Origin of the sequence: Thiohalophilus sp. (assembly GCF_034522235.1) — a bacterium.
Classification (GTDB): Bacteria; Pseudomonadota; Gammaproteobacteria; order UBA6429; family Thiohalophilaceae; genus Thiohalophilus.
The window spans coordinates 271,103-295,983 of record NZ_JAXHLN010000002.1; the positions used below are offsets into that span (position 1 = coordinate 271,103).

At 48.1% G+C, this 24,881-nt stretch carries 23 protein-coding genes and 3 pseudogenes; 19 read left to right on the forward strand and 7 right to left on the reverse strand.

Annotation, left to right across the window (positions count from 1 at the left end; translation table 11 throughout):
- Positions 1-5 precede the first annotated feature (5 nt).
- From thiC to U5J94_RS01510, 5 genes are all read left to right on the forward strand, one after another.
- Positions 6-1,895: a phosphomethylpyrimidine synthase ThiC gene (gene thiC / locus U5J94_RS01490; RefSeq protein ID WP_322563884.1), complete on the forward strand. Its 1,890-nt coding sequence runs from the start codon at positions 6-8 to the stop codon at positions 1,893-1,895.
- A 490-nt stretch (positions 1,896-2,385) separates the two neighbouring features.
- The gene (locus U5J94_RS01495) at positions 2,386-3,465 is read left to right on the forward strand and encodes an SIR2 family protein (protein ID WP_322563885.1); all 1,080 of its coding nucleotides are present in this window, start codon (positions 2,386-2,388) and stop codon (positions 3,463-3,465) included.
- 56 nt (positions 3,466-3,521) lie between these two features.
- Positions 3,522-4,751 carry an IS256 family transposase gene (locus tag U5J94_RS01500; protein ID WP_322563789.1) on the forward strand — a complete coding sequence of 410 codons (1,230 nt, stop codon included), beginning with the start codon at positions 3,522-3,524 and terminating at the stop codon, positions 4,749-4,751.
- A 92-nt stretch (positions 4,752-4,843) separates the two neighbouring features.
- A complete protein-coding gene (locus tag U5J94_RS01505) occupies positions 4,844-5,230 on the forward strand; it encodes a hypothetical protein (protein WP_322563886.1) in 387 nt (128 codons plus the stop codon).
- A complete protein-coding gene (locus U5J94_RS01510; RefSeq protein WP_322563887.1) occupies positions 5,230-8,067 on the forward strand; it encodes a hypothetical protein in 2,838 nt (945 codons plus the stop codon). Before U5J94_RS01505 ends, U5J94_RS01510 begins: the two co-directional genes overlap by 1 nt.
- A 472-nt stretch (positions 8,068-8,539) precedes the next feature.
- Here the strand turns inward: U5J94_RS01510 and U5J94_RS01515 are convergent, their stop codons facing one another.
- Entirely contained in the window at positions 8,540-8,728 is a 189-nt protein-coding gene (locus U5J94_RS01515) for a hypothetical protein (RefSeq protein ID WP_322563888.1), read from the reverse strand.
- 267 nt (positions 8,729-8,995) lie between these two features.
- On the opposite strand from U5J94_RS01515, the gene U5J94_RS01520 reads away from it, so the two are divergent.
- The 3 genes from U5J94_RS01520 to U5J94_RS01530 all read left to right on the forward strand — a co-directional run bounded on the left by U5J94_RS01520 (position 8,996) and on the right by U5J94_RS01530 (position 10,700).
- A complete protein-coding gene (locus U5J94_RS01520) occupies positions 8,996-9,319 on the forward strand; it encodes a hypothetical protein (protein ID WP_322563889.1) in 324 nt (107 codons plus the stop codon).
- Positions 9,320-9,459: 140 nt separating this feature from the next.
- Complete coding sequence (locus tag U5J94_RS01525; RefSeq protein WP_322563890.1) at positions 9,460-9,705, forward strand: addiction module protein; 246 nt, start codon at positions 9,460-9,462, stop codon at positions 9,703-9,705.
- 86 nt (positions 9,706-9,791) lie between these two features.
- Positions 9,792-10,700 (forward strand): patatin-like phospholipase family protein, encoded by a 909-nt coding sequence (locus tag U5J94_RS01530; protein ID WP_322563891.1) that lies wholly within the window; start codon positions 9,792-9,794, stop codon positions 10,698-10,700.
- Positions 10,701-10,949: 249 nt separating this feature from the next.
- Here U5J94_RS01530 and U5J94_RS01535 read toward each other — a convergent pair whose 3' ends face one another.
- Positions 10,950-11,126 (reverse strand): hypothetical protein, encoded by a 177-nt coding sequence (locus tag U5J94_RS01535; protein ID WP_322564132.1) that lies wholly within the window; start codon positions 11,124-11,126, stop codon positions 10,950-10,952.
- Between the two features lie 105 nt (positions 11,127-11,231).
- Positions 11,232-11,342, reverse strand: a pseudogene (locus U5J94_RS01540) (IS30 family transposase); the annotation flags it as partial.
- A 130-nt stretch (positions 11,343-11,472) separates the two neighbouring features.
- Between U5J94_RS01540 and U5J94_RS01545 the strand changes: the two are divergent.
- A complete protein-coding gene (locus U5J94_RS01545) occupies positions 11,473-12,252 on the forward strand; it encodes a glycosyltransferase family 25 protein (RefSeq protein WP_322563892.1) in 780 nt (259 codons plus the stop codon).
- 40 nt (positions 12,253-12,292) lie between these two features.
- Here U5J94_RS01545 and U5J94_RS01550 read toward each other — a convergent pair.
- Positions 12,293-12,487 (reverse strand): annotated as a pseudogene (locus tag U5J94_RS01550) (transposase); the annotation flags it as partial.
- Positions 12,488-13,112: 625 nt separating this feature from the next.
- On the opposite strand from U5J94_RS01550, the gene U5J94_RS01555 reads away from it, so the two are divergent.
- Together U5J94_RS01555 and U5J94_RS01560 are read left to right on the forward strand one after the other, a co-directional pair.
- The gene (locus tag U5J94_RS01555) at positions 13,113-14,366 is read left to right on the forward strand and encodes an ISL3 family transposase (RefSeq protein ID WP_322563893.1); all 1,254 of its coding nucleotides are present in this window, start codon (positions 13,113-13,115) and stop codon (positions 14,364-14,366) included.
- Positions 14,367-14,472: 106 nt separating this feature from the next.
- Positions 14,473-15,522: a polysaccharide pyruvyl transferase family protein gene (locus U5J94_RS01560; RefSeq protein ID WP_322563894.1), complete on the forward strand. Its 1,050-nt coding sequence runs from the start codon at positions 14,473-14,475 to the stop codon at positions 15,520-15,522.
- Positions 15,523-15,852: 330 nt separating this feature from the next.
- Here U5J94_RS01560 and U5J94_RS01565 read toward each other — a convergent pair whose 3' ends face one another.
- Positions 15,853-16,713, reverse strand: coding sequence for an IS3 family transposase (locus U5J94_RS01565; protein ID WP_322563895.1), 861 nt, complete (start codon positions 16,711-16,713; stop codon positions 15,853-15,855).
- Positions 16,710-17,021, reverse strand: a complete 312-nt coding sequence (locus U5J94_RS01570) for a transposase (protein ID WP_322563896.1) — start codon at positions 17,019-17,021, stop codon at positions 16,710-16,712. Before U5J94_RS01570 ends, U5J94_RS01565 begins: the two co-directional genes overlap by 4 nt.
- Before the next feature lie 444 nt (positions 17,022-17,465).
- Here U5J94_RS01570 and U5J94_RS01575 point away from each other — a divergent pair, with 444 nt between their 5' ends.
- From U5J94_RS01575 to U5J94_RS01595, 5 genes are all read left to right on the forward strand, one after another.
- Positions 17,466-18,086, forward strand: coding sequence for a hypothetical protein (locus U5J94_RS01575; RefSeq protein WP_322563897.1), 621 nt, complete (start codon positions 17,466-17,468; stop codon positions 18,084-18,086).
- Positions 18,034-19,242 (forward strand): IS256 family transposase, encoded by a 1,209-nt coding sequence (locus U5J94_RS01580; RefSeq protein ID WP_322563898.1) that lies wholly within the window; start codon positions 18,034-18,036, stop codon positions 19,240-19,242. The genes U5J94_RS01575 and U5J94_RS01580 overlap by 53 nt, the downstream gene beginning before the upstream one ends.
- Before the next feature lie 147 nt (positions 19,243-19,389).
- Positions 19,390-19,686 carry a hypothetical protein gene (locus U5J94_RS01585; RefSeq protein WP_322563899.1) on the forward strand — a complete coding sequence of 99 codons (297 nt, stop codon included), beginning with the start codon at positions 19,390-19,392 and terminating at the stop codon, positions 19,684-19,686.
- 2 nt (positions 19,687-19,688) lie between these two features.
- Positions 19,689-20,531, forward strand: a complete 843-nt coding sequence (locus tag U5J94_RS01590; RefSeq protein WP_322563900.1) for a nucleotidyl transferase AbiEii/AbiGii toxin family protein — start codon at positions 19,689-19,691, stop codon at positions 20,529-20,531.
- A gap of 56 nt (positions 20,532-20,587) precedes the next feature.
- Positions 20,588-20,716, forward strand: coding sequence for a hypothetical protein (locus U5J94_RS01595; RefSeq protein ID WP_322563901.1), 129 nt, complete (start codon positions 20,588-20,590; stop codon positions 20,714-20,716).
- Positions 20,717-20,724: 8 nt separating this feature from the next.
- On the opposite strand, the gene U5J94_RS01600 is transcribed toward U5J94_RS01595, so the two are convergent.
- Entirely contained in the window at positions 20,725-21,954 is a 1,230-nt protein-coding gene (locus tag U5J94_RS01600) for an IS256 family transposase (RefSeq protein ID WP_322563789.1), read from the reverse strand.
- Between the two features lie 65 nt (positions 21,955-22,019).
- On the opposite strand from U5J94_RS01600, the pseudogene U5J94_RS01605 reads away from it, so the two are divergent.
- The 3 genes and pseudogenes from U5J94_RS01605 to U5J94_RS01615 form a co-directional block, all read left to right on the forward strand.
- Positions 22,020-23,153, forward strand: a pseudogene (locus U5J94_RS01605) (IS256 family transposase); the annotation flags it as partial.
- A gap of 118 nt (positions 23,154-23,271) precedes the next feature.
- Entirely contained in the window at positions 23,272-24,480 is a 1,209-nt protein-coding gene (locus tag U5J94_RS01610) for an IS256 family transposase (protein WP_322563898.1), read from the forward strand.
- A 155-nt stretch (positions 24,481-24,635) separates the two neighbouring features.
- Positions 24,636-24,770, forward strand: coding sequence for a hypothetical protein (locus U5J94_RS01615; protein WP_322563902.1), 135 nt, complete (start codon positions 24,636-24,638; stop codon positions 24,768-24,770).
- The last annotated feature ends 111 nt before the right edge of the window (positions 24,771-24,881 follow it).

Consider the following 24,881-nt stretch of genomic DNA (forward strand, 5'->3'; position numbering starts at 1 on the left):
ATACCATGAGCGCTATCCCCGAAGAATTTATCCAGAAGACGGCCAAACTGTCCGACGACGTTACCCGGCCGTTTCCCAGTTCCAAAAAGACTTACGTCACCGGCTCGCGCGATGACATCCGCGTGCCCCTGCGCGAGGTCGAGTGCACCCCGACCCATACCGAGCAGGGAGAGGAACACAACCTACCTATTTATATCTATGACACCTCCGGCCCCTACACCGATCCGCAGGTGAGCATCGACCTGCGCAAGGGCCTGCCGGACGTGCGCGCCCGGTGGATCGCCGAGCGCGACGACACCGAGCTGCTCGACGGCCCCACCTCGGAATATGGCCGCGCCCGCCAGGACGATCCCGAGCTGGCCCACCTGCGTTTCGAGCACATCCGCCAGCCGCGCCGCGCCAAAGCGGGCAAGAACGTGAGTCAGATGCACTACGCCAAGCAGGGCATCATCACCCCGGAGATGGAATACATCGCCATCCGCGAGAACAACAAACTGCAGGCGATGCGCAACGATCCCCGTTACGCCAGACTGCTGCGCCAGCATCAGGGGGAATCCTTCGGTGCCAGCATCCCGGACGAGATCACGCCTGAATTTGTCAGGGATGAAGTCGCCCGCGGCCGCGCCATCATCCCGGCCAACATCAACCACCCGGAACTGGAGCCGATGATCATCGGCCGCAACTTCCGCACCAAGGTCAACACCAACATCGGCAACTCGGCGGTGACTTCCAGTATTGAAGAGGAAGTTGAGAAGATGGTCTGGTCCGCCCGCTGGGGCGGCGACACCTTGATGGATTTATCGACGGGTAAGAACATCCACGAAACCCGCGAATGGATCCTGCGCAACGCGCCCATGCCCATCGGCACCGTGCCCATCTACCAGGCACTGGAGAAGGTCGACGGCAAGGCCGAGGATCTGACCTGGGAGATCTTCCGCGACACATTAATCGAGCAGGCCGAACAGGGCGTGGACTACTTCACCATCCACGCCGGCGTGCTGCTGCGCTACGTGCCGCTCACCGCCGAGCGTCTCACCGGCATCGTCAGCCGGGGCGGCTCGATCATGGCCAAGTGGTGCCTGTCGCATCACACCGAGAGTTTCCTCTACACCCACTTCGACGAGATCTGCGAGATCATGAAGGCCTACGACGTCAGCTTCAGCCTGGGCGACGGCCTGCGCCCCGGCTGCATCGCCGATGCCAACGACGCCGCCCAGTTCGCCGAACTGGAAACCCTGGGCGAACTGACAAAACGCGCCTGGGAACACGACTGCCAGGTGATGATCGAAGGCCCCGGCCACGTGCCGCTGCACAAGATCAAAGAGAACGTCGAAAAGGAACTGGCCGACTGCTACGAGGCCCCGTTCTATACCCTCGGCCCGCTGATCACTGACATCGCCCCGGCCTACGACCACATCACCAGTGGCATCGGCGCCGCCAACATCGGCTGGTACGGCACCGCCATGCTCTGCTACGTCACGCCCAAGGAACACCTCGGCCTGCCCAACAAGCAGGACGTGCGCGACGGCATCATCACCTACAAGATCGCCGCCCACGGCTCGGACCTGGCCAAGGGCTTCCCCGGTGCTCAGGTGCGCGACAACGCCCTGTCCAAAGCGCGCTTTGAGTTCCGCTGGGAGGACCAGTTCAATCTCTCGCTCGATCCCGACCGCGCCCGCGAATTCCACGACGAGACCATGCCCAAGGAGGCCCACAAGGTGGCGCATTTCTGCAGCATGTGCGGGCCGAATTTCTGTTCGATGAAGATTACGCAGGATGTACGGGATTACGCGGCTAAACTTGGAGTCAGTGAAGAAGAAGCCTTGAAGAAAGGCATGGAAGAGAAATCAGCCGAGTTCATCGAGAAAGGGGCGGAGGTTTATCAGAAAACTTAGTCCGTCATTGCGAGCGAAGCGCGGCAATCATGTCGTTATCGCTCGTCATACCGGCTCAGGCCGGAATATACTCTGAATTGAAGGCCCGCTAATGCGGGCCTTTTATTTTTGTACTATTATAAGGGTTATTGGGATAACTAGTTAAACCAGAAAACTAGGGGGAAACCCTTAGGCAATTAGAATTAAGGATTGGGTGTCAGGATGGATAGGCGAGTGAAGATAAATCTGTCAGGTATAGATTTGAACAGCTTTAGCTGGCTCAAAGGGTGGAGTGCAGGGATGCATGGAATAAATTATCAGAAAAATTAAACTAAAAGGCCCGCTGATGCGAGCCTTTTTGTGTAAATAGTCTTTAAAGCATTGTAATAAATAAATTGGGTTATTAATGAGCTGTCCACACAATTTTCCTTCACTTACTAAAATAGAAAATCATAGAACATCACCGGTATTAGTGATCGGCGCAGGGATGTCTTACAGAATTGTGCCAATAGTGAATGAGATCACTAAGTATGTAAGCGAAAATCAAGAAAAGGTTGAGAGTGAGTTAGAATGTGAATCTGGCTATAATTTCACCGATGATGAAAAAGACCTTTATAAATGGGCAGATGCGATATTTGAAATTTTAGTAGATAAAAATGGGGATAGTAATTTAATAGCAAAACAGAAAATAGCAAAAGCGATAAATGTTTTAGATAATCCAAGCTTTCTTGCGAAAGTGAATATCCCTATACGTGGAGCAACATATAGACATCGTGTAGTTGCTAGGTTGGCGCGAGAAGGAAGATGGCATGCGATTTGGTCATTGAATTGGGACGTAGTATTAGAAGCAGCACTAAGAAGTGTTGGATTGATAAACAATGAAAAAAATCAGCCACCTGAGAGGCTACCAAATGATTGGCCAGAATGGTTTGTATCATGGACGCAGCCACAGAATAACCCAGGGGATAGTAAAAAAGTTATTAGGGTAATGAAACCGCATGGATGTGTTGAAAAGCTGTCTGAAGGAAATGAAACCTTCTTAATAACATCCAGCGAACTAGATAATATAAAAAGCTCATTAAAGGCAAATAATTATAATTTAGTTGCCGATTTCAATACTAGGCCGTTGATTTCAATTGGGTGGAAAGCCGCCGAAGACTACATAAGAGATGTGCTAAAACAATGTCAGGAGGCGCATTCTCTAGTAAAAAAAGATATTGAAGATCCATTAAGTATTGTTGATATAAAAAAAAGGCATGAGTACCATGATTTTATTTTAGACAAATATGAAGTAAATGAAGGAGCGGCATTTTTTAAAGTAAAAAATGATGAATGCCCTAATGCGGATGATTTGCTCTTATGGGTGCAGACTATATTTGGGTTGCAATGTTTGATAAATTTAAGCCAAGCAGAAGGCGAATTGAGAGATGTATTAACAGATCTGCTTGATAGAATTGGAAAACCAGATTGTAACTGTTGGTTGAACACATGGTTTGATGACTTTTTGCCTGCATGGGTTCTTTTATGTTTTAAATCGAAGAAAGTTATTTTTAAATTGTTAGGTCAGTCTGTTGGAACAAAGAGACTGTAAATTAAATTGTGTAACTGCTCAAAGTCCCATACCCTTGATAATAAAGGAGAAGACACATGAGCAGAAGAACAAAAACCAAAACCGATCTCGACCCGCAGCTTGAAGAACTGGTCAAGGCAGTCAAAACGCCAGAACAGCTTGCCGCATTGACCCAGCAGCTTCAGCAAAAAGCCTTTGAGGCCATGCTCGAAGGCGAGATGACTGACCATCTCGGCTATCCCAAGCACGCCACAGCCGGCCACAACACCGGCAACAGCCGTAACGGGTATAGCGCCAAAACCCTCAAAGGCGAACAGGGCGCACTGACCCTCGATGTGCCTCGAGACCGTAACGGCGAGTTTGAGCCGCTCATTATTCCCAAGGGGCAGACGCGTCTGCCGATGTTCAACGATAAAATCCTGGCGCTCTACAGTCGGGGCATGAGTACCCGCGATATCGTTGCCATGCTACTAGAGCTCTACGGCGTCGAGGTTTCCCCTACGCTCATCTCCCAGGTCACCGCGCAGGTGATTGAGGAAGTGCAGCAGTGGCAGTGCCGACCGCTGGACGAGATCTATCCCATCGTCTATCTGGACTGCATCCACATCAAGATCCGCCAGGACAAGCGGGTCAGCAACAAGGCCATCTATCTGGCGCTGGGTATCAACCTGGACGGCCAGAAAGAACTGCTGGGGCTCTGGCTCAATGAGAACGAGGGGGCTAAGTTCTGGTTGTCCGTGTTGACCGAACTCCAGCAGCGGGGTGTCCGGGATATCTTTATCGCCGCCGTGGACGGTCTGACCGGCTTCCCCGAGGCGATCAATACCGTCTACCCCAAAACAAAAATCCAGCTGTGTATCGTCCACATGGTGCGCAACTCGCTGAAGTTCGTGGCCTGGAAACAGCGCAAGGCGGTCGCCGCGGATTTGAAAAAGATCTACACCTCCCTGACGGTGGCCGAAGCCGAGCAGGAGCTCGACGCCTTTGCGGCTCGCTGGGATGATCAGTTCCCGTCGATCAGTGCCAGCTGGCGGCGACACTGGCCCAACCTGATTACCCTGTTCGACTATCCGGATGACATCCGTCGGGTGATCTACACGACCAACGCCATCGAATCACTGAACAGCGTGATCCGCAAGGCGGTCAAAAATCGCAAGGTTTTCCCTAACGATGAATCCGCCCTCAAGGTCGTCTACCTGGCCATCCAGGCGGCATCGAAAAAATGGACCATGCCCATTCACCATTGGAAGAACGCGCTCAATCGCTTTATGATTGAATTCCCGGACAGAATGCCGGAGCAGTTCTAAGCGGGCAGTTACACAGAATTATTTACAGTCTCGGAACAAACGTCGTACCCACACATCGCAGAGATGAGCATATTCCATGGAGTGATGGTAGTGTGACACGAAAAGATTTATTAGGGGCAAGTATATTACTTGCTGCGATGACTGGTAGTGCAAAGCAATGGGATTTGGCAGCGTATCCGGGTGGTATATGGGATAAAGAAAATAGGCACTTAATTCTTCCTCTCCCGGCTTGGGAACGTAGCAATAATATAAATTTAATGTCTCTCAGATCATTGTCAGATGGGTGGCATTGGGATAATAAAGGAGCAATCAAACAGCTATCAATTCTACCGATTTTTGATAGAAAGCTTGATGAAGAGTTAGAAGAAACCGTAGTAATAAACTGGAAATCGCAAGTTGCTTCTTTGATGGATACTGCATCATTGTCGAGGACTGAAAATATTGGTTTTCTGAATCTTGAAGATATAGAGAATGCCTAATGAGTCTAGATATATTAAATACGGTTAAAGTCTGGCTGAATCAACAATATATTGATTGTTTAGGTGTTACGATAAGTGAGTCTGATAATACAGATGAGAAACAGCCAAGGTGGGTTATCAGAAATTCAGATGGCAGGGATAATGCCATGCTTCTCGATTATGAGATAGGGAATATGCTGAACATTCACGTAGTAAATAATAAAGATGATCTTCACCTTGCAATAGATAGTGACATTCAAAACGGTTTAGAGTGGGTAACTAAGCTACAGCCAAAATATGGACTAGAAAAACACGAGTATGATGAAAATGGGGTATGGCAGGTCGGAATGCTCTGGTTAGTTTCTAGTGATCTATCTGAATCATGGAAAGAATATATTGCTGAACTAAGATCAGAAAGCGGATTCACAGAAGAAATGTCGCTTGATGTGCTCTTCTATGAAAACCAAGATTCTCTAGTAAATACATTGAACAAGTTTAGCTTACCGTCTCTATTGTTTAATACGAGAAAGTTATACAGATTAGAGTCAGATAAGATACCTCAGTGGTTAACAGCAAATGATGCTGTAATGTCAATGCTCGAGAATTTCCCAGAAAGATTTAGTGACCCAGAGGTATCAACTCGGGCAAAGAGAGTCGTCGATGATGCGAGAAATTACGAATTAGGGGGAGTTACAGATGAATTTCCTAATGAAGTAAAAACAATATCATCATTGAAGATATATAACTGCAGAAACCTAACTAGCTGCGAGTTAAATCTTTTGACAGAAAAACCAATTGGTTATGCTAAACCGCACGTTATCTTTGGTCCGAATGGTACTGGTAAATCTACACTATTTGAGGCATTGAGTTTTAGTATTTCTGGTACCTCAAGTAGACATATAAAATACTTAGAAGATCCTGATATAAAAAAGGGTTCGGACTATATTAGCCAAGTATTGGCGCCGCTGGATGGTGGTAACCCTAAAATAATATTAAATGATATAGAAAGTCTATTGGATGCAATTCCTTATGAAAAGACAGAAGCTGAATCGCGTCTGAGAAAAGCAGATGGTAATCTTTTAGGTCAAGAAGATAGTATAAATTTTGTAAGAAAAAACAGTAATGAACTAGGAGTTCAGATACTATCCGGCTATTCATCTTTGGCTGAATATGTACGTAATTTAGTTGAATTAGAGTATGAGCAAAGTAATTCAAAGCGCCAGAATTGGCTTAGAGGTTATGGCCTAAGCTCAAATATAACAAGACAAGAAACAAGGCTCCAAAAACTTGTAGAATATGTGATTAATGAGAATCTTCCTCAAGCATCAAAAAACTTGTCTGAGTGGATTAAAAAATCTTCACAATTCTTTTCTACGGATTTTGAAAAAGGTAGAACGCTTAATAATGAATTAGAAACCCATGATAGTAAGACTCAGCGTGACAGGTTGGTTAACAATATCGCATCTTTTGCAATTACTAACAACAATAATATACAGATTTTATTGAATGAATGGCTCGAGAGTAGAAACAATATATATATCCGTGTAAATGAATACATAGAGGATATTTCGCCTCTGGTGGATGACCTTCGAGAATCTTTACCATTGATTGAAGATGAATTAGATCAATGGGGGGGCTGGCTAACACGCCGAGAAACTCAAGATTTAGATGAAGAGCCATCTAATGAATATATTAACGCCTTAACTGAGAACATAGAAAAACTCAGGAAAGAAAGTGAAGAATTAATTACAGCGGGAAAATCAATAAGACGTCACTATGACCATATTGAATATATACGTAATGATTTTATTCCGACATGGGCTAATGAGAAACCTAATGAGTGCCCGACATGTTCTACAGATCATGAAGATAATGGTGGTATAGTTTCTGTTGTAGACAAACTGCATGCTGCTGTTCAATCTGATCTAGATAATAAACGTCAAGAGTTGAATAATAAAAACAAGGAGCTTAAGGAGGCAGAGCAAGAACTGTCTTCGTTTGGGCAGTGTCCTATCTCAGAAGATAGACGTATTTCCTTAGGTGAAAAATTGCATGGTTTAGTTGGCGACACGACATTGCAATCGATATTAATTGATGAAGAAAAACGAGTAGAGTTAAAATCAGATCTGAGAAATTTGGCATCAAAACCAGAATCTTTACATATTGTTGATAATATTGATGATATTTCTTCGAAATTAGCATCAACAATTCTTAATCTTAATGCAGAGGGGGAAAGAGTCTGGAGTGAACCAGATAAATGGAAAGAGATAAATGTTGCATTGAGGGAAGAGAGTCAGCGAATAGTAGAGCAACACCTTCCTTCGACCCTTGAGGCTGTGTGGCTGGAGTTGGTTTTGTCGCTAACTTCAGCTAGGTGGAATATTGCTGGCATGCCAAAATTCGAGGCTAGTACTAGCAGAGGTAGAGAGAAATTGACGGTGAAAGCAGGGAATGAGAACAAGAAAATTCTTGCTCGATATCTTTATAACCAAGCTGAACAACACATATTAGGATTAGCTTGGTTTTTTACACGATATTTAACTGATGGTCGTTTCAGGAATGCACTAATTGCGCTTGATGATCCTGCGCAAGAGATGGATCAAACCACGTTCCGAACATTTTCTAGATTTATAAGTAGCTTTATTCGTCTGCATAATAATAATAAAACAGATCTTTCGCTGATATTATTCTTGCACCAAGAAGATCGTGCGCTAGACATGGCCCGAGCAACAAACGCCCCATTGCATGTCCTCAGCTGGGAACAAAATCTTGGTGGTGATAAAAAAGATAAATCAGCATTAAAACAATATCATTTATTAGGTGATGGATTTAAACCAACTGCTCCAATTTTAGATTGAGGTCTCACGGGGTCAGGTCTTGCGTTTTGCCTTTCGGTTGACAAAAGTCTTGGCCTGACCCCGATTTTTGGGGTCAAAGGGGTCGCCCATAAGTCGTCGCCTGTCAAGTGGGCGAGCGAGAACGAAGTGAGCTCACCCTAAAAAAGTGGCTTCGGTTCGTCAGGCCGTGCGCCCGATTTTTGGTTGCTGTCTGCCCGTCAAAATTGACGTGCTTCAGTCACCCATCAGGATCAAGATGGTCCGCGCTGCCGATAGCAGTTTGGCGGTCATCCCTGGCAGCGTCGCTGCCCCACAAAATAATCGGTACCCCGGTGCCGCTAGAGGGAGTCAGAGTTCAGGACTGTTCGTCAGTCGCCTTTGAGCTGACACCGCGGGCACGCCAACTAAACCGAAGAAAATGATTTCGGTGCGCGATATTCAGTGGACCGGGCTGGCTGCCATACCCCTTTCGATCTGCGCACCGAAAAACCGATTAACCAAACGCACGGTTCACCTCGAATTGTGTGCCGTTTTTTAACATGTGATAACAGGCCCGACTGAGCTTGTTGGCAATCGTTTTTTTGGCCACCATCTTTGGGACCTTTTTGCACTTGCGCTGGTAGTAGTGCTTGATGGTCGGGTTCCAGATGGCGGCATAGTGAGCCGCCTCCAGGTACGCCATGGCCAGATAGCGGTTGCCGTTTTTGGTGTCAGGTATGGCGGGGTTGGACCAAGGTAACTCCTTGAATCGACGAGACTTTCTACTAAAATAAGCCCTGTCTGAGGCCTTAAACGCCTCATTTCATGGATGAAAACACTGCTTTAAGGAGGAAGCCGTCATGCGTAACGGGGTCAGGTCTTGCGTTTTGCCTTTGGGTTGATAAAAAGACAAGACCAAACTCCGATTAATTCTGACTCGTTTTCATTCACTGCAAAAAATGTAAGTGTTATGTCTGAAGCTACTCTGAAAGTCCTTTCCGATATGGTCAGTGATGCCCATGCCGGCATTCAGGCCAGCCACGAACACATCAACCCGGTGGTAGAGGTGCGCCGCGGCATGCGGGACGCCGGCATTCCTGCCGATGTGATGACCATTGACTGCCTGCGCACTCGTCGCCGAATAACCCTGATTCTGCATGATGAACAGCCTGGCGTACTGCTGTATCAGTTCATCACGATTGAAGATGAAGTGGGCTCTGACTTTCAGAGCATCGCGCTCTCAGAGATGGATACACAGAAACTGTTTCAGTGGATAGAGGAGTATTTTGGCTGAGGGGTGCTAAAGCGTAAAAGGGGTCGGTGACAAACGCGTCTCATTATCATTTGCAATTATTCCTACCGCCCTCTGCTAAGTATGTATGAAGGTAGAGTTTATCAAAATTCATGGACTACAATCGGTGCAGGAGGCACATCATGGCACGTAGCATCAACGACCTTGAAAAGGAAGTCTTTGCCTTGCCCAGGGAGGACCGGGCGCGTATCGCCCTTGATTTAATCCGTAGTCTGGACAAAGACGACGAGCCGATCTCGCGCGAAGAGTGGGAAGCCGCGTGGCGGGAAGAAATTCAGCAACGTGTACAGGATGTGCATGAGGGGCGGGTCGAATTAGTCGATGCAGAAGAAGCGTTGGCGGAATTAAGGGCAAAATATAAAAGTTAGCAAACAGCATTTTACAGTAGCGTAAAAGTAATACCCCAGGGTCAGAGTCCTTTTCCAATTCTTCATAGACGTATAAAACGATGACAATGACTCGACGAGAATTTCTGACATTCCTGGCCGTCAGCATTCTCAGTACAGGCTGCGGACGCGACCTTAAAGAACCAAAAATCGGGCTGGCACTGGGAGGTGGGGGCGCCAGGGGCCTGGCGCATATTCCAATGCTGGAAGTCTTTGATGAACTGGGTATCCGGCCCCATCGCATAGCCGGTTGCAGTATTGGTGCTGTAATGGGTTGTTTGTATGCCTCGGGATTATCCGGCATGCAAATCCGCCAGGTCGTCGAACGTTTGACAGTTTCGGAAGATGAGGACTGGCTGGATACGTTGTTCAGCGAAGATATTTTCAACTGGTTCGACTTTGTAGAACCTGGCATGGGCAAGGGTGGGTTAATCGAATCCGAGGCCCTGATGCAATATCTGCTGGACCTGATTGAAGTTGACGATTTCAGTCAACTCGAAATACCGTTAACGGTTGTGGCGACTGACTTCTGGAGTAGGAGACAGGTGGTATTCGAATCCGGTGAACTGGCCTTCGCGATCAGGGCGAGTATCGCGGTGCCCGGTTTATTTGCGCCGGTGGAGTACCAGGGAAAAGTGCTGGTCGATGGCGGACTGGTCAACCCGGTACCCTATGACCTGCTGTTTGATGATTGTGATGTGGTGGTGGCAATTGATGTGCTGGGTGAACGTACCCCGGACACTGATAACGGGCCAACCTATTTTGAAACGATTTTTAATACTTTTCAAATCATGCAGGCAGCAGTGATGCAGGAAAAAATGCGCAACAGACCGCCGGATATCTATATCAAGCCGGATATTCAGGATGTTCGTGTGCTGGAGTTCTACAAGGCCGATGAGATATACCGGCAAAGTCGCTCAGGCCGCGACAGGCTGCAGGATGAAATCAGAAAATATAGAGTCGAAAGGGGTCGGTGAGACACCGGCGGGGTCGGGGCCGGACCACCGCAACAAGAGAGCGTAAAAGGGGTCGGTGACAAACGCTTCTCATCATCATTTGCAGTTAGTCCTGCTACTCTCTGATAGACCCCGGTTTCTGTTGAGGTACAGGGTACGGAGCATTTGTATTGGCCAGATCTGGATGTGGATCTGTCGCTGGCAATTATTAAAAAGCCGGGGATTATCCGTTGGAGTCAAAGATATAGTATTGGTTGAGAATGTAAATGATTATCGTTTTTCACCGACCCTTTTGCCGTCGGACTGATAGGGCCAGGGCCCAAGCAGGTCAACGACCGTATCGAGCTCATTCGGCAACCGCTGTTCACGAATGACCCGATCATCATTATCAATCAGGGAGACCAGGCTGTTATTGCTATGCAAATCGATTCCGCAGTACAGTGTCATCGTCGCGCCTCCTCTATTGTGAGCGTAAGCCCCGGAGTTTATCTCTGGATGCCTCCGCAGGGGAGGCGACGACTTATGGGCGACCCCTTTAATCCGGCTCACGGTGGATTTATGGACACCGATGCAATTCGCGATCTGTGTTTGGTTGAAACCGGCTTGCATAAGGGCCCAAATTTGATATCGTTGTTCCTGGGTAAGCTGCGCGTATTGCTTCATGTGTGCTCTTCAAACTTTGGTCGGTAAGAGAAGCTGCATAGGCTACCACAGCTTGCCCTCTCACCAAACCGGTTGAGTTGCACTTACAAATTGAATTCACGAAAATATATAACATATAGTTAATTAAAAAATGGAAAAGAAAATTGATAACATCAAAACTTATGCTATCTGCTTAGAACGTGAAGTAGAACGCCATCAATCACTCAATAAAAACTTATCCGATCTAGGTATTGAAGCCGAATATATTGGGATTGATGGAGAAAATATGCCATCAGATCTCGGTATTTGCTATTCAGAAGATGACGCTTTAACTTATATGGGGAGAGAACTGTCAAAACCAGAAATTGGTTGTGCAGCCAGTCATTGGGTTATATGGAATAAAGTAGCAAAAGGTAAAGATAATTTTGTTTTAATACTGGAGAGTGACGCTGCATTGACGCGTGAAGCTGTCGAAATGATTAGTACTATTAGGGATCATCATAGTGACGTTGATCTTGTTATGCTTTCTTATGCAGATTGTGTTCCATCGGTATGGGAAAAGCGTAAAATAACTGATAAATACCAATTAGTTCGTTTTTCACGGAGATCATATTTTGCATCAGCATATATATTAAGTAAAAGGGGTGCAAAGGAGTTGATTCGAAAGACTCGTTCTATTGCTATACCACCAGATGAAATGCTTATAGGCGAGAGGATTGAAAAAGATATGTCCATCTATGCGCTTTACCCACGAATGGTGTTTTTAATGGAACAGGCATATGAAACTTCTACATTAAGATCTGACAGGTTAAATAAAACGGGTGGTGTCAGCAAAAATCAAGCAGAAAAACCACGTAGGAAGGGGCTGCAACGCTTAGAGCAGATCCTCCGACACTTTTTTATAAGCTTAAAATCCCCACCTAGCGTATAACGGGGTTCTTACAATTATAAACAATCGTAGATTCAAGTTGTTAGTGCAACGTTCGGTTTGACTCCGAAAAATACTGATTCGGTGTTTTGGTATCAAGACATTTTCGGGGTCGGTTGTTGAGTTTCACCATCACGCATTCAATTTGTCGTTGAGTGATGGTTGTAAAATCATGCTTCTTGGGGAAATACTGGCGAATGAGTCCATTGGTGTTTTCATTCAGGCTGCGCTCCCAAGAAGAAAGTTGAGATTTGATTCGGGATCTGGCCTCGATGCGAATAGGAGCCATAAGGCTTCATGCGTTGCTTCTGGCAGCGCAGATGTCGATAAAGAGAGACACCGGCCTGTTTATCGGCCAGGAGTCATACTGACTAAATGGACTCGTGACTGACAGGCCGGCTTCCTGGGCCAGCCAGAGACCGGGTTGTTCAGGGCGCCAGTCCTCGCGCAGAAATTGACGGACGTGACGCCAGGTAGCGGATTCGATACGAGAGGAAGCTTTGTCCGTACGCCGCTGAAGACAGAAGCGATGGGCCTGTTGGGCATGGTAGGCCCGATACCCTCCCCCCTCCGGTCACGGCGCCCCTCACGGCTGATGGTGGAATTATCGACACCGATGAAATTTGCGGTCTGGGTTTGGTTAAAACCGACTTTCATGTAGACCTGAATTTGGTATGCTTGTTCCTGGGTAAGCTGTGAGTATCGCGTTATATATGCTCCTCAAACTTTGGTCGGTGAGAGAAGCTGCATAGGCTACCGCCGCTTGCCCTCTCACCAAACCGGTTAAGTTGCACTTACAAATTGAATTCACGTTAATTTTTTAGGCTCTTCCCCAACTGTAGTGGGTTTGCTAGGTTAAATCGATGATGGATGAAACGACGTTATATGAAAAGATCCTGGGGATCGCCTCGCCCTGGTTTGTCAGCGGCATCAAATTCATTGAACCGGACAAGACGGTCGAGGTCCATGTTGAACTCGAAGCGGATTCGCCATTGCGTTGCCCGACCTGTGGTAGGCCAACACCGCGCTATGACAAGCGCCGGCGTCGTTGGTGGCACCTGGATACCTGCCAGTTCAAAACGCAGGTTGAGGCCGATGTTCCGTGTGTCCAATGTCCTGAACATGGCGTCCAGACCATCGAGGTCCCCTGGGCACAAGATAACGCTCGCTACACGGTCCTGTTTGAGGCGATGGTCATTCTGCTGTTGAAAGAGAACACCGCCTCCGCCGTCAGCCGACAGATGGGACTGAGCTGGAATGCCGTGGACGGCATCATGCAGCGCGCGGTACAGCGGGGCTTGTCCCGTCGGGGCACCCCGGCGTTAGCCCATCTGGGTATCGACGAGGTCGCCTTTCAAAAGCGCCATGAATACGTGACGGTGGTCAATGACGCCCATGGGAATGTCCTGCACGTGGCCGATGACCGCCGTGGCGCGAGCCTCAATGACTTCTATGGCCAGCTGAGCGACGCCCAAAAGGCGCAAATTCAGAGCATTTCGATGGACATGTGGCCAGCTTATATCCGTGCCACCCTCGAACATATCCCCGACGCCGAAGACAAAATCGCCTTCGATAAATTCCACGTCAACCAGCATCTCAACCAGGCCGTCGACGCGGTGCGCAAACAAGAGCACCGGCAACGCATGAAACAGGGCGATGCGACATTAAAGGGCACCAAGTACGGTTGGTTGCGCAACGCGGCCGACTTGAGACGCCAGCTGCGCCAGGAACTTGTGCAACTCAGTCGCGTGGCTCGCCAAACCGGTCGGGCCTGGGCCATCAAGGAACACGCCAAGGGGCTATGGCATTACCTGCGCCGTAGCTGGGCCGAGCGTGCCTGGCAGCAATGGTATCAGTGGGCCATTCGCAGCCGCCTGGCCCCGATCAAAAAAGTCGCGCGAATGGTCAAACAACACCTGTGGGGCATCATCAATGCCATCGTATTAAATGTAATCAATGCCCGGGCGGAGAGTATCAACAGCAAAATCAAAATGCTCAAAGACAAGGCGCGCGGCTTTCGAAATCGGGCGCGATTTAAAACCACCATCCTGTTTCATTTTGGTGGCCTATCGCTAATGCCCAGAAAATACGAGATGGGAACCCACTACAATCGGTGAAGACCCATTTTTATCTTACTCAAATAAACCATTAAGTTTAATGTCATCAAAGATCGCCATTATATGTGCCCATAATCCTGTAAACTCAGGGATGTATTCAGTTGATATGGCCGGAAAACAGTTTTTTTCCTCTAATAATCTTGGTGCTGATCTATGTGTTACACAACATAGAACTCATATTGGAAAGTTAAAATTCAAACGAGTACGTTCGGCTTGCGACCTTAAAAAATATGATCAAATAATTTATTGGGGTGATTTTCAGAATAACCCGATGTGGGGTGGACGAGACTTTGCACGTCGAGAAATTGGGAATAGTGACTTAAATACAGTTGAAGAAGCATTTGAATACTGGAAAGAGTTTTACCTTGAATTAGGAAAACAATTACCAGAAAGTACTAAAATCTATAGTTTCGGAAATTGTTTTCTTGGTATGAACCAGAAACTCGAAGATCCTGGAACTAAAAAGAGCTTTGAGTACTTTTTACAACGTACTGATGGAATTGTAGTTCGTGACACAGGTTCATACCAGTTAATAAAGTCACTCTTTTCTGAACTTTCTCAAAGAGTTTACCAGGGCTACGACGTCTCTTCACTATTGCAAACAAATACGCGTCCATCAAAAAACAAAGAACCTTATTTTGTCTGGTCTTTCGGGCGGTCTGATATAAGTGCAGATGAAGCACAACGTCTTGTGCAAAACATTGAATCAAAACTGGGTATCAAGGCAATTAACATTGACTGGCTAAAGCCTGAATTACTTTTTGGTTTACGGCATTTTTTCCATGGCGCTTTTAAAAAAATACTCAATACAATTGCTAATTCTTCATTTGTGCTTACTGACATCTATCACATGACTCTCAATTGTTACAATTTAAGGACTCCTGTTATAGGTATATACAAAGAAAGTCGTGACACCGTCCAATTTGGAACATTAAATGATGAAAAAAAGAAAATGCTTTTTGAGATGGTTGATGGGGCTGATTTTATTTTTCGCATACATGGTGATGAAATTACCGCCGCAGAAACAGAAAGTATTTGCAAGTGTGCCAAGAATATACTTGAGAGACCGGATTTTCCAGCCAGGTTATTCCAGGCACATAAGAATAGAACGAACGAATTAGAAAACTTAATTTTAGAATTAATGGGGTTTAAGTAAGTAGATAAGAGATATTAGGGCGGGGTCGGTCTGACCAAGGGCGGGGTCGGGGTCGGACCACCGCAACATATTGAATGAGTAAAACTTTCTACTAAAATAAGCCCTGTATAAGGCCTTAAACGCCTCATTTCATGGATGAAAACGTCGCTTTAAGGAGGAAGCCGTCATGCCGCGCGCCAATCGCCATTTTCTGCCCCATCACGTCTGGCACCTTACCCACCGCTGTCACCATGTAAAAGGGGTCGGTGACAAACGCGTCTCATTATCATTTGCAATTATTCCTACTGAATCAAGTGATCTGAGGTTCCCCCAATAAAACGGACAGTTTAATTAAGAGGCGAACCTCGCCTCATAGTCTACCGGACTGACGTAACCCAGGTAAGAGTGACGCCGCCGTTTGTTATAGAAGATTTCCATGTACTCGAACAAGCTGCGTTTGGCCTGGTCTTTGGTTCGGTAATCTTCATGATCGACTAGTTCTGTTTTCAACGTCCCGAAGAAACTCTCGGCGACGGCGTTGTCCAGGCACTCTCCTTTACGGCTCATGCTACACAGCAGCTTGTTATACTTCAGCAGCCGCTGGTAATCGCCCGAGGCATAAGTGGTGCCCTGATCGGAGTGGACGATGACAGAGTCGACTTTACCTCGACGCCACACGGCCATGGTCAGCGCATCCTGCACCAGTTTCGCGTTGTTCTTGTCACCCATGGCCCAGCCCAGTATCTGGCGGGAATAGAGTTCAAGGATAACCGCCAGGTACAACCAGCCCTCTCGGGTCGGGATGAACGTGGTATCCGAGACCCAGGCCTTATCCGGTTCAGTGACGTTGAACTGACGCTGTAGTTGGTCTGGCGCCGGCTGCTGTGTATTCTTTGAATCGGTGGTGATCACAAATTTTCTCGCCATCCGGGACTGAATGTCATTATCACGCATCAGGCGGGCCACGCGGTTCTCACCGACTTGCTCCCCCGATTCAACCAGGTCGCGATAAATACGGGGTGATCCGTAGATCCCGCGACTGGCCCGGTGAAACACCGTGATCTTACTCAGCAGTGCCCGATTCTGTTTGGCCCGGTCACTCTCCGGACGATCCCGCCAGTCGTAGTAACCGCTGGCAGAGACGTCCAATATCTGGCACAGCCGGCTCACCGTATAACGAGCCGCTTGCTCTCGTATGAACGCGTACTTCACGAATGGTCCTTCGCAAAGTACGCCGTGGCCTTTTTTAAAATCTCGACCTCCTCCTTCAGACGCTCGTTCTCCTGGCGCAAGGTGGTCACCTCGGACTGGTTCTCTTTCTTTGGCCGACCCCGTTGGCCGGAAAAGGCCTGCTCACCTTTGGCCTGCAGCTGTTCTTTCCATTTGTAAAGCTGATTGCGGCGGACTCCCAGTTCCAGGGCAATCTCAGCAGCGGGACGATCGGACTCTTCCATTAGCTTCACCGCCTCGGCCTTAAATTCCTTGGTGTACGTCTTGTAGGGATTGCGTTTTCTCGTCATGTTTTGGACACTCCTTAATCAGTATTGTCTCTGATTTAATGTGTCCGTAAAACCGGGGGAGGTTCATTCTGACCCCTTGATTTAAATTTACCGCAAGCAATAAGCCAGGGATGCACTAGCACCCAAAACACTCGCTTTGCTCATGGAGTGAGCCTTGTCGCGGGAGGCAGGACGCCGGGAGCGACCAAGGCGGTGGAGCTTTAGAGAAGGGTGCGGAGATTTACCAAAAAACGTGATATTACAATGATTTAGAATTGATTAAAGCCTGCGTACGCGGGCTTTTTCTGTTGGTTCGCCCCTTACACTGCGTCCTAAGGACGCAGTGTAAGGGGCGAATTAACGAAGGTCAAGCAGTATAATCGGGATTCTGTTGTTATAATGAACTTGACATATTTTGTTTCACCTGGTATACGTCCTTAGGACGTATACCAGGTGAACCCCCACATGCCAAATTGTATTCCAATAATCAAAGCTGTAACACTAAAAGTTGGTTCTTTACGGCAGCCAGTAATTACCAAATATCAATTGGCAAAGCTCATTTTCGATCTACTTGCAGACAGCGATTACCAAGGTCAGCCGTTATGTACTAGAAAAGAATTTCCGGTGCAAAATGATTTTTCGCGCGTACTTAAAGAATTATTAGATACTGGTATTTTAACAGAGAATAGAAATTTCCCGTCACGCTCAGTTTTTAATATTATTGGAAAGGAATCTAAATCTCCAGGAGAGATCGCATGTATAGTTGATCCATTTGCTTATGTCTCACACTTAAGTGCAATGGATTATCATGGTCTGACAGATAGATTACCGAAAATTCTGTATCTCACATCTTTATCTTCATTAGAGTGGTCAAAGGCAGCTAATGAGAAAATGGAACAAGACTTCGCAATTCATATAAATGAATACGAAAGCAGTGGGTTTCCGAAACTTCAGAGAATAAAGATTTCAAAGATTAAGGTAGTGTTCAGAATTCTGTGTCATTCCATTAAACTGTCTATAAAAGGTATGACACATGAAAAAACAAATCAACTTCGACATGGATGCGGCGCTCAAGGCGTTGCGTGAAGGCCAGGACCTCAGTGGCAAGGACGGGGTCCTCACCCCGCTGATCAAGCAGCTCACCGAAGCGGCCATGCAAGCCGAGCTGGAGACGCATCTGGACGCCCAAGAGACGCCCAATCGCAAAAATGGCAGCACCTCAAAAACCATGAAAAGCGCCGCCGGGCCATTTGAGTTGGACACCCCTCGCGACCGGGCCGGGACCTTTGAGCCGCAGCTGGTCAAAAAGCACCAGACACATCTGACCGATGAGCTCGAACGCAAGGTCATTGCGTTGTTTGCTCTGGGTATGAGCTATCAGGACATCCGCGACCACATTGGTGACATGTACGGCATCGCGCTGTCCAATGGCACCCTCAATGCCGTCACCGACAAGCTCCTGCCCGAGCTGGCCGCCTGGCGGGAACGGGACCTGGAGGCCATCTATCCGATTGTCTGGCTCGACGCCATCCATTACAAAATCAAGGAGAACGGCCGGTATGTTAGCAAGGCCATCTACACCATCCTGGGCCTGAACATCGACGGCAAAAAAGAGCTGCTGGGCCTGTATCTGTCGGACACCGAAGGCGCCCACCACTGGCTGAGCGTGCTCACCGATCTGCATAACCGGGGTGTCAAGGACATTCTGATCGCCTGCGTGGACGGCCTCAAGGGCTTTCCCGAGGCCATCGAAAGCCTCTACCCCGATACCGAGATCCAGCACTGCATCATTCACCAGATCCGAAACTCGCTAAAGTACGTCGGCTCGAAAAATCACAAAGCCTTCATGGCCGATCTCAAAACCGTCTATAAAGCCGCCACCCTCAATGCCGCCGAGACAGCCCTGGATGAACTGGAAGCCAAATGGGGTGACAAGTACCCCATGGTGATCCAGTCCTGGCGCAGTAAATGGCCTACGCTATCGGCCTATTTCAAATATCCGGACTACGTGCGCACCGCCATTTACACCACCAATGCCGTCGAAGCCGTGCATCGTCAGTTCCGCAAGCTGACCAAAACCAAGGGCGGGTTCGCCAATGAAAACAGCTTACTCAAATTACTCTATGCCGGTATACTCAAGGCGTCCGAGCGCTGGACGCACCCGGTGAAAAACTGGAACCTGACCCTCTCGCAACTGGCGATCCATTTTGAGGGCAGGCTGGAAAAACATATTGAGCTATAAGTGCTTCGGTGACACAGAGTTTTGAACACCCTCAAGATTAATAGTAGGAACGTCCAGATAATTAATGCCAAATCGTATTTAGGGGCATACACCGTAATTAAAAATTCATTATTAAGGGTTTCAACGATTGGAAGAACATTTCTAGATATGATACGTAATCCAGACTATTGTGGTGGGGTAAGGCATATAATTGATGTTTATAAAGATAATGCAGATATATATTTAAAAACAATTGTTGAAGAAATAGATCGACATGGTGGGCCGATTGATAAAGTAAGAGCTGGTTATATTCTTGATGAAGTATGCAAGTTAAATGATCAGAAAATCAATAAATGGCTGGGTAACGTTCAGCGCGGAGGTTCTCGAAAACTGGTTGCTAGCGCACCATATAGTCCAATTTTTTCAGAAAAATGGTGTATATCAATAAATCTAGAGGAAGTTTAAGTGTGTCAATTGTTGATGTTGAGAATTGGGTTGAGGCTACTGATAACAATAATGAATTAGTGTTTCGACAGGCAGCGCATACCGTGTTAGTTGCTGTTTCAAATTCTGCTTTTTTAAATCAACGCATGTATATGAAAGGCGGTATATTATTGTCGCTTATTTATAATGGCATACGCCATACGCGTGATATTGATTTCTCAACATCTCAGAAAGTTTCTGGGTTTGATGAAGGTGAATTCTTAGAGGAGCTTAAGCGGGAGTTAGCTTCAGCAGTAGAATCACTTCCTTATGGATTGGATTGCAGAATACAATCTCATGAAATGAGACCGCCAGCAACTGCTGGGCATACACAGCCAACATATAAAATTAAGATTGGTTATGCTTATAAAGGTGACAAAGCGAAACATAAGCGTCTATTGAATGGACGATCTCCAGCAATAGTAGAGGTAGATTATAGTTTTAATGAACCAAATTATGAGCATACAGCAGAAGTTGAGCTTGATAATGGCGGTCATATCTTAGTATATAGTTTAATAGATTTGTTGGCCGAGAAAATTAGATCAATATTGCAACAAGAGGCAAGAAATAGAGTGCGGAGGCAAGACGCATATGATTTATATTGTTTATTAGAACAGATCGGAGAATTAAGTGATGCGCGAAAGAATGAGGTTCTTAATAGTTTATTGCTCAAGGCAGAGGCTAGAGCGTTAGAGGTAAATAAAGGCAGTATGAATAACCCGGAAATTAGAAAACGATCAGAAGCTGAATATAAACAACTAGAAAGTGAAATTGAAGGTGAATTGCCTAGTTTTGAAGTTGTATATGAAAGAGTTACGAGACTGTAAATTAAATTGTGTAACTGCTCAAAGTCCCATACCCTTGATAATAAAGGAAAAGACACATGAGCAGAAGAACAAAAACCAAAACCGATATCGACCCGCAGCTTGAAGCCCTGGTGAACAGTATCAAAACACCGGAGGAACTCGAGGACCTCACCCGCTTGCTGGAGACTGTAAATAATTCTGTGTAACTGCCCGCTTAGAACTGCTCCGGCATTCTGTCCGGGAATTCAATCATAAAGCGATTGAGCGCGTTCTTCCAATGGTGAATGGGCATGGTCCATTTTTTCGATGCCGCCTGGATGGCCAGGTAGACGACCTTGAGGGCGGATTCATCGTTAGGGAAAACCTTGCGATTTTTGACCGCCTTGCGGATCACGCTGTTCAGTGATTCGATGGCGTTGGTCGTGTAGATCACCCGACGGATGTCATCCGGATAGTCGAACAGGGTAATCAGGTTGGGCCAGTGTCGCCGCCAGCTGGCACTGATCGACGGGAACTGATCATCCCAGCGAGCCGCAAAGGCGTCGAGCTCCTGCTCGGCTTCGGCCACCGTCAGGGAGGTGTAGATCTTTTTCAAATCCGCGGCGACCGCCTTGCGCTGTTTCCAGGCCACGAACTTCAGCGAGTTGCGCACCATGTGGACGATACACAGCTGGATTTTTGTTTTGGGGTAGACGGTATTGATCGCCTCGGGGAAGCCGGTCAGACCGTCCACGGCGGCGATAAAGATATCCCGGACACCCCGCTGCTGGAGTTCGGTCAACACGGACAACCAGAACTTAGCCCCCTCGTTCTCATTGAGCCAGAGCCCCAGCAGTTCTTTCTGGCCGTCCAGGTTGATACCCAGCGCCAGATAGATGGCCTTGTTGCTGACCCGCTTGTCCTGGCGGATCTTGATGTGGATGCAGTCCAGATAGACGATGGGATAGATCTCGTCCAGCGGTCGGCACTGCCACTGCTGCACTTCCTCAATCACCTGCGCGGTGACCTGGGAGATGAGCGTAGGGGAAACCTCGACGCCGTAGAGCTCTAGTAGCATGGCAACGATATCGCGGGTACTCATGCCCCGACTGTAGAGCGCCAGGATTTTATCGTTGAACATCGGCAGACGCGTCTGCCCCTTGGGAATAATGAGCGGCTCAAACTCGCCGTTACGGTCTCGAGGCACATCGAGGGTCAGTGCGCCCTGTTCGCCTTTGAGGGTTTTGGCGCTATACCCGTTACGGCTGTTGCCGGTGTTGTGGCCGGCTGTGGCGTGCTTGGGATAGCCGAGATGGTCAGTCATCTCGCCTTCGAGCATGGCCTCAAAGGCTTTTTGCTGAAGCTGCTGGGTCAATGCGGCAAGCTGTTCTGGCGTTTTGACTGCCTTGACCAGTTCTTCAAGCTGCGGGTCGAGATCGGTTTTGGTTTTTGTTCTTCTGCTCATGTGTCTTCTCCTTTATTATCAAGGGTATGGGACTTTGAGCAGTTACACAATTTAATTTACAGTCTCGCTTGCTGCGCCAAAAAACCTTTGAAGCTATGCTCGAAGGCGAGATGGATGACCACCTTGGCTATCCCAAGCATGACAAAGCCGGTCAGCATAGCGGCAACAGCCGTAACGGTTACAGCAGTAAAACCTTGAAGGGCGAGCTTGGCGAGCTGCCAATTGCCATTCCCCGGGACCGCAACGGGGAATTTGAGCCGCTCATTATCTCCAAAAACCAGACCCGGCTACCGATTTTCAACGACAAGATCATCATGCTCTACAGCAAGGGCATGAGCACGCGGGACATAGCTTCCACCTTGTTGGAACTGTACGGCGTTGAGGTCTCTCCTACGCTGATTTCACGGGTCACCGAGCAGGTGCTGGAACAGGTCCAGCAATGGCAATCCCGACCCCTGGATGAGGTCTATCCCATCGTCTATCTCGACTGCATCCGGGTGAAGATCCGTCAGGACAAACGCGTCATCAACAAAGCCATTTACCTGGCGCTGGGCATCAACCTGGACGGCCAGAAAGAACTGCTGGGGCTGTGGCTCGCGGAAAACGAGGGTGCCAAGTTCTGGCTGTCCGTGCTCACCGAACTGCAACAACGGGGCCTGAAGGACATTTTCATCGCCTCGGTGGATGGGCTGACAGGCTTCCCGGAAGCCATTAACACCGTTTACCCGAAGACCCAGATCCAGCTATGCATCGTGCATATGGTGCGCAACTCGCTCAAATTCGTCTCCTGGAAAGAACGCAAGACCGTTGCCGCTGACCTGAAAAAGATCTACGCCTCCCTCACTGTCGAGGAGGCCGAGCGAGAGCTGGCCGCCTTTGCCGAGCGCTGGGATGAGAAGTTTCCGTCCATCAGCACGGCCTGGCGCAAACACTGGCCGAATCTCATCACCCTGTTTAACTACCCGGATGATATTCGTAAAGTAATTTACACCACCAACGCTATCGAATCCCTCAATAGCGTTATCCGTAAGGCCGTCAACAACCGTAAGGTCTTTCCGAATGACGACGCGGCACTCAAGGTCGTCTATCTGGCCATGCAGGCGGCCTCCAAGAAATGGACCATGCCCATTCACCATTGGAAGGACGCCTTGAATCGTTTTATGATTGAGTTTCCGGATAGAATGCCGGAGCAGTTCTAACCGGGCAGTTACACAGAATTATTTACAGTCTCAGAGTTACTAGTTTTTATATAGGTCTGCCTGGTAGTGTTCAGAATTCTGTGTCATTCCATTAAACTGTCTATAAAAGGTATGACACATGAAAAAACAAATCAACTTCGACATGGATGCGGCGCTCAAGGCGTTGCGTGAAGGCCAGGACCTCAGTGGCAAGGACGGGGTCCTCACCCCGCTGATCAAGCAGCTCACCGAAGCGGCCATGCAAGCCGAGCTGGAGACGCATCTGGACGCCCAAGAGACGCCCAATCGCAAAAATGGCAGCACCTCAAAAACCATGAAAAGCGCCGCCGGGCCATTTGAGTTGGACACCCCTCGCGACCGGGCCGGGACCTTTGAGCCGCAGCTGGTCAAAAAGCACCAGACACATCTGACCGATGAGCTCGAACGCAAGGTCATTGCGTTGTTTGCTCTGGGTATGAGCTATCAGGACATCCGCGACCACATTGGTGACATGTACGGCATCGCGCTGTCCAATGGCACCCTCAATGCCGTCACCGACAAGCTCCTGCCCGAGCTGGCCGCCTGGCGGGAACGGGACCTGGAGGCCATCTATCCGATTGTCTGGCTCGACGCCATCCATTACAAAATCAAGGAGAACGGCCGGTATGTTAGCAAGGCCATCTACACCATCCTGGGCCTGAACATCGACGGCAAAAAAGAGCTGCTGGGCCTGTATCTGTCGGACACCGAAGGCGCCCACCACTGGCTGAGCGTGCTCACCGATCTGCATAACCGGGGTGTCAAGGACATTCTGATCGCCTGCGTGGACGGCCTCAAGGGCTTTCCCGAGGCCATCGAAAGCCTCTACCCCGATACCGAGATCCAGCACTGCATCATTCACCAGATCCGAAACTCGCTAAAGTACGTCGGCTCGAAAAATCACAAAGCCTTCATGGCCGATCTCAAAACCGTCTATAAAGCCGCCACCCTCAATGCCGCCGAGACAGCCCTGGATGAACTGGAAGCCAAATGGGGTGACAAGTACCCCATGGTGATCCAGTCCTGGCGCAGTAAATGGCCTACGCTATCGGCCTATTTCAAATATCCGGACTACGTGCGCACCGCCATTTACACCACCAATGCCGTCGAAGCCGTGCATCGTCAGTTCCGCAAGCTGACCAAAACCAAGGGCGGGTTCGCCAATGAAAACAGCTTACTCAAATTACTCTATGCCGGTATACTCAAGGCGTCCGAGCGCTGGACGCACCCGGTGAAAAACTGGAACCTGACCCTCTCGCAACTGGCGATCCATTTTGAGGGCAGGCTGGAAAAACATATTGAGCTATAAGTGCTTCGGTGACACAGAGTTTTGAACACCCTCGTCTGCCTTGGTAAATAAATTAAAGAGGTCACGAAAAACCACAAGCTCGGGGTCAGGTCTTGCCTTTTGCCTTTCAAGAAGCAAAACGTAAGACCTGACCCCAGGAATTCAGGAATTCATGCGTGGCGGAGGCCGCGACGGGTTTGTCGAGTCTGTCGGTGATATACGATTTCTTTAAAGGCGCCGGCATTGCCTTTGTCGGTAGCCTCTTGCTGAACCTGTTGATGTATCTCAAGATCAAACAGGATGCGTCGTAGCTTTTGTACCCATTTCTGTTTGTTATACTGTTGGTCACATATTATATTGTTGTTATATGAAGCATTAGAGTCATTCACCGCGACGGATTTACCTGATCCATGCTAGATATG

Bases quoted from the DNA above. Each gene is read 5' to 3' on its own strand.
- thiC (WP_322563884.1), top strand. From the start codon at position 6: ATGAGCGCTATCCCCGAAGAATTTATCCAGAAGACGGCCAAACTGTCC.
- U5J94_RS01500 (WP_322563789.1), top strand. From the start codon at position 3,522: ATGAGCAGAAGAACAAAAACCAAAACCGATCTCGACCCGCAGCTTGAA.
- U5J94_RS01510 (WP_322563887.1), top strand. From the start codon at position 5,230: ATGAGTCTAGATATATTAAATACGGTTAAAGTCTGGCTGAATCAACAA.
- U5J94_RS01515 (WP_322563888.1), bottom strand. From the start codon at position 8,728: ATGGCGTACCTGGAGGCGGCTCACTATGCCGCCATCTGGAACCCGACC.
- U5J94_RS01520 (WP_322563889.1), top strand. From the start codon at position 8,996: ATGTCTGAAGCTACTCTGAAAGTCCTTTCCGATATGGTCAGTGATGCC.
- U5J94_RS01525 (WP_322563890.1), top strand. From the start codon at position 9,460: ATGGCACGTAGCATCAACGACCTTGAAAAGGAAGTCTTTGCCTTGCCC.
- U5J94_RS01530 (WP_322563891.1), top strand. From the start codon at position 9,792: ATGACTCGACGAGAATTTCTGACATTCCTGGCCGTCAGCATTCTCAGT.
- U5J94_RS01535 (WP_322564132.1), bottom strand. From the start codon at position 11,126: ATGACACTGTACTGCGGAATCGATTTGCATAGCAATAACAGCCTGGTC.
- U5J94_RS01545 (WP_322563892.1), top strand. From the start codon at position 11,473: ATGGAAAAGAAAATTGATAACATCAAAACTTATGCTATCTGCTTAGAA.
- U5J94_RS01555 (WP_322563893.1), top strand. From the start codon at position 13,113: ATGATGGATGAAACGACGTTATATGAAAAGATCCTGGGGATCGCCTCG.
- U5J94_RS01560 (WP_322563894.1), top strand. From the start codon at position 14,473: ATGGCCGGAAAACAGTTTTTTTCCTCTAATAATCTTGGTGCTGATCTA.
- U5J94_RS01570 (WP_322563896.1), bottom strand. From the start codon at position 17,021: ATGACGAGAAAACGCAATCCCTACAAGACGTACACCAAGGAATTTAAG.
- U5J94_RS01575 (WP_322563897.1), top strand. From the start codon at position 17,466: ATGCCAAATTGTATTCCAATAATCAAAGCTGTAACACTAAAAGTTGGT.
- U5J94_RS01580 (WP_322563898.1), top strand. From the start codon at position 18,034: ATGAAAAAACAAATCAACTTCGACATGGATGCGGCGCTCAAGGCGTTG.
- U5J94_RS01585 (WP_322563899.1), top strand. From the start codon at position 19,390: ATGATACGTAATCCAGACTATTGTGGTGGGGTAAGGCATATAATTGAT.
- U5J94_RS01595 (WP_322563901.1), top strand. From the start codon at position 20,588: ATGAGCAGAAGAACAAAAACCAAAACCGATATCGACCCGCAGCTTGAA.
- U5J94_RS01600 (WP_322563789.1), bottom strand. From the start codon at position 21,954: ATGAGCAGAAGAACAAAAACCAAAACCGATCTCGACCCGCAGCTTGAA.
- U5J94_RS01610 (WP_322563898.1), top strand. From the start codon at position 23,272: ATGAAAAAACAAATCAACTTCGACATGGATGCGGCGCTCAAGGCGTTG.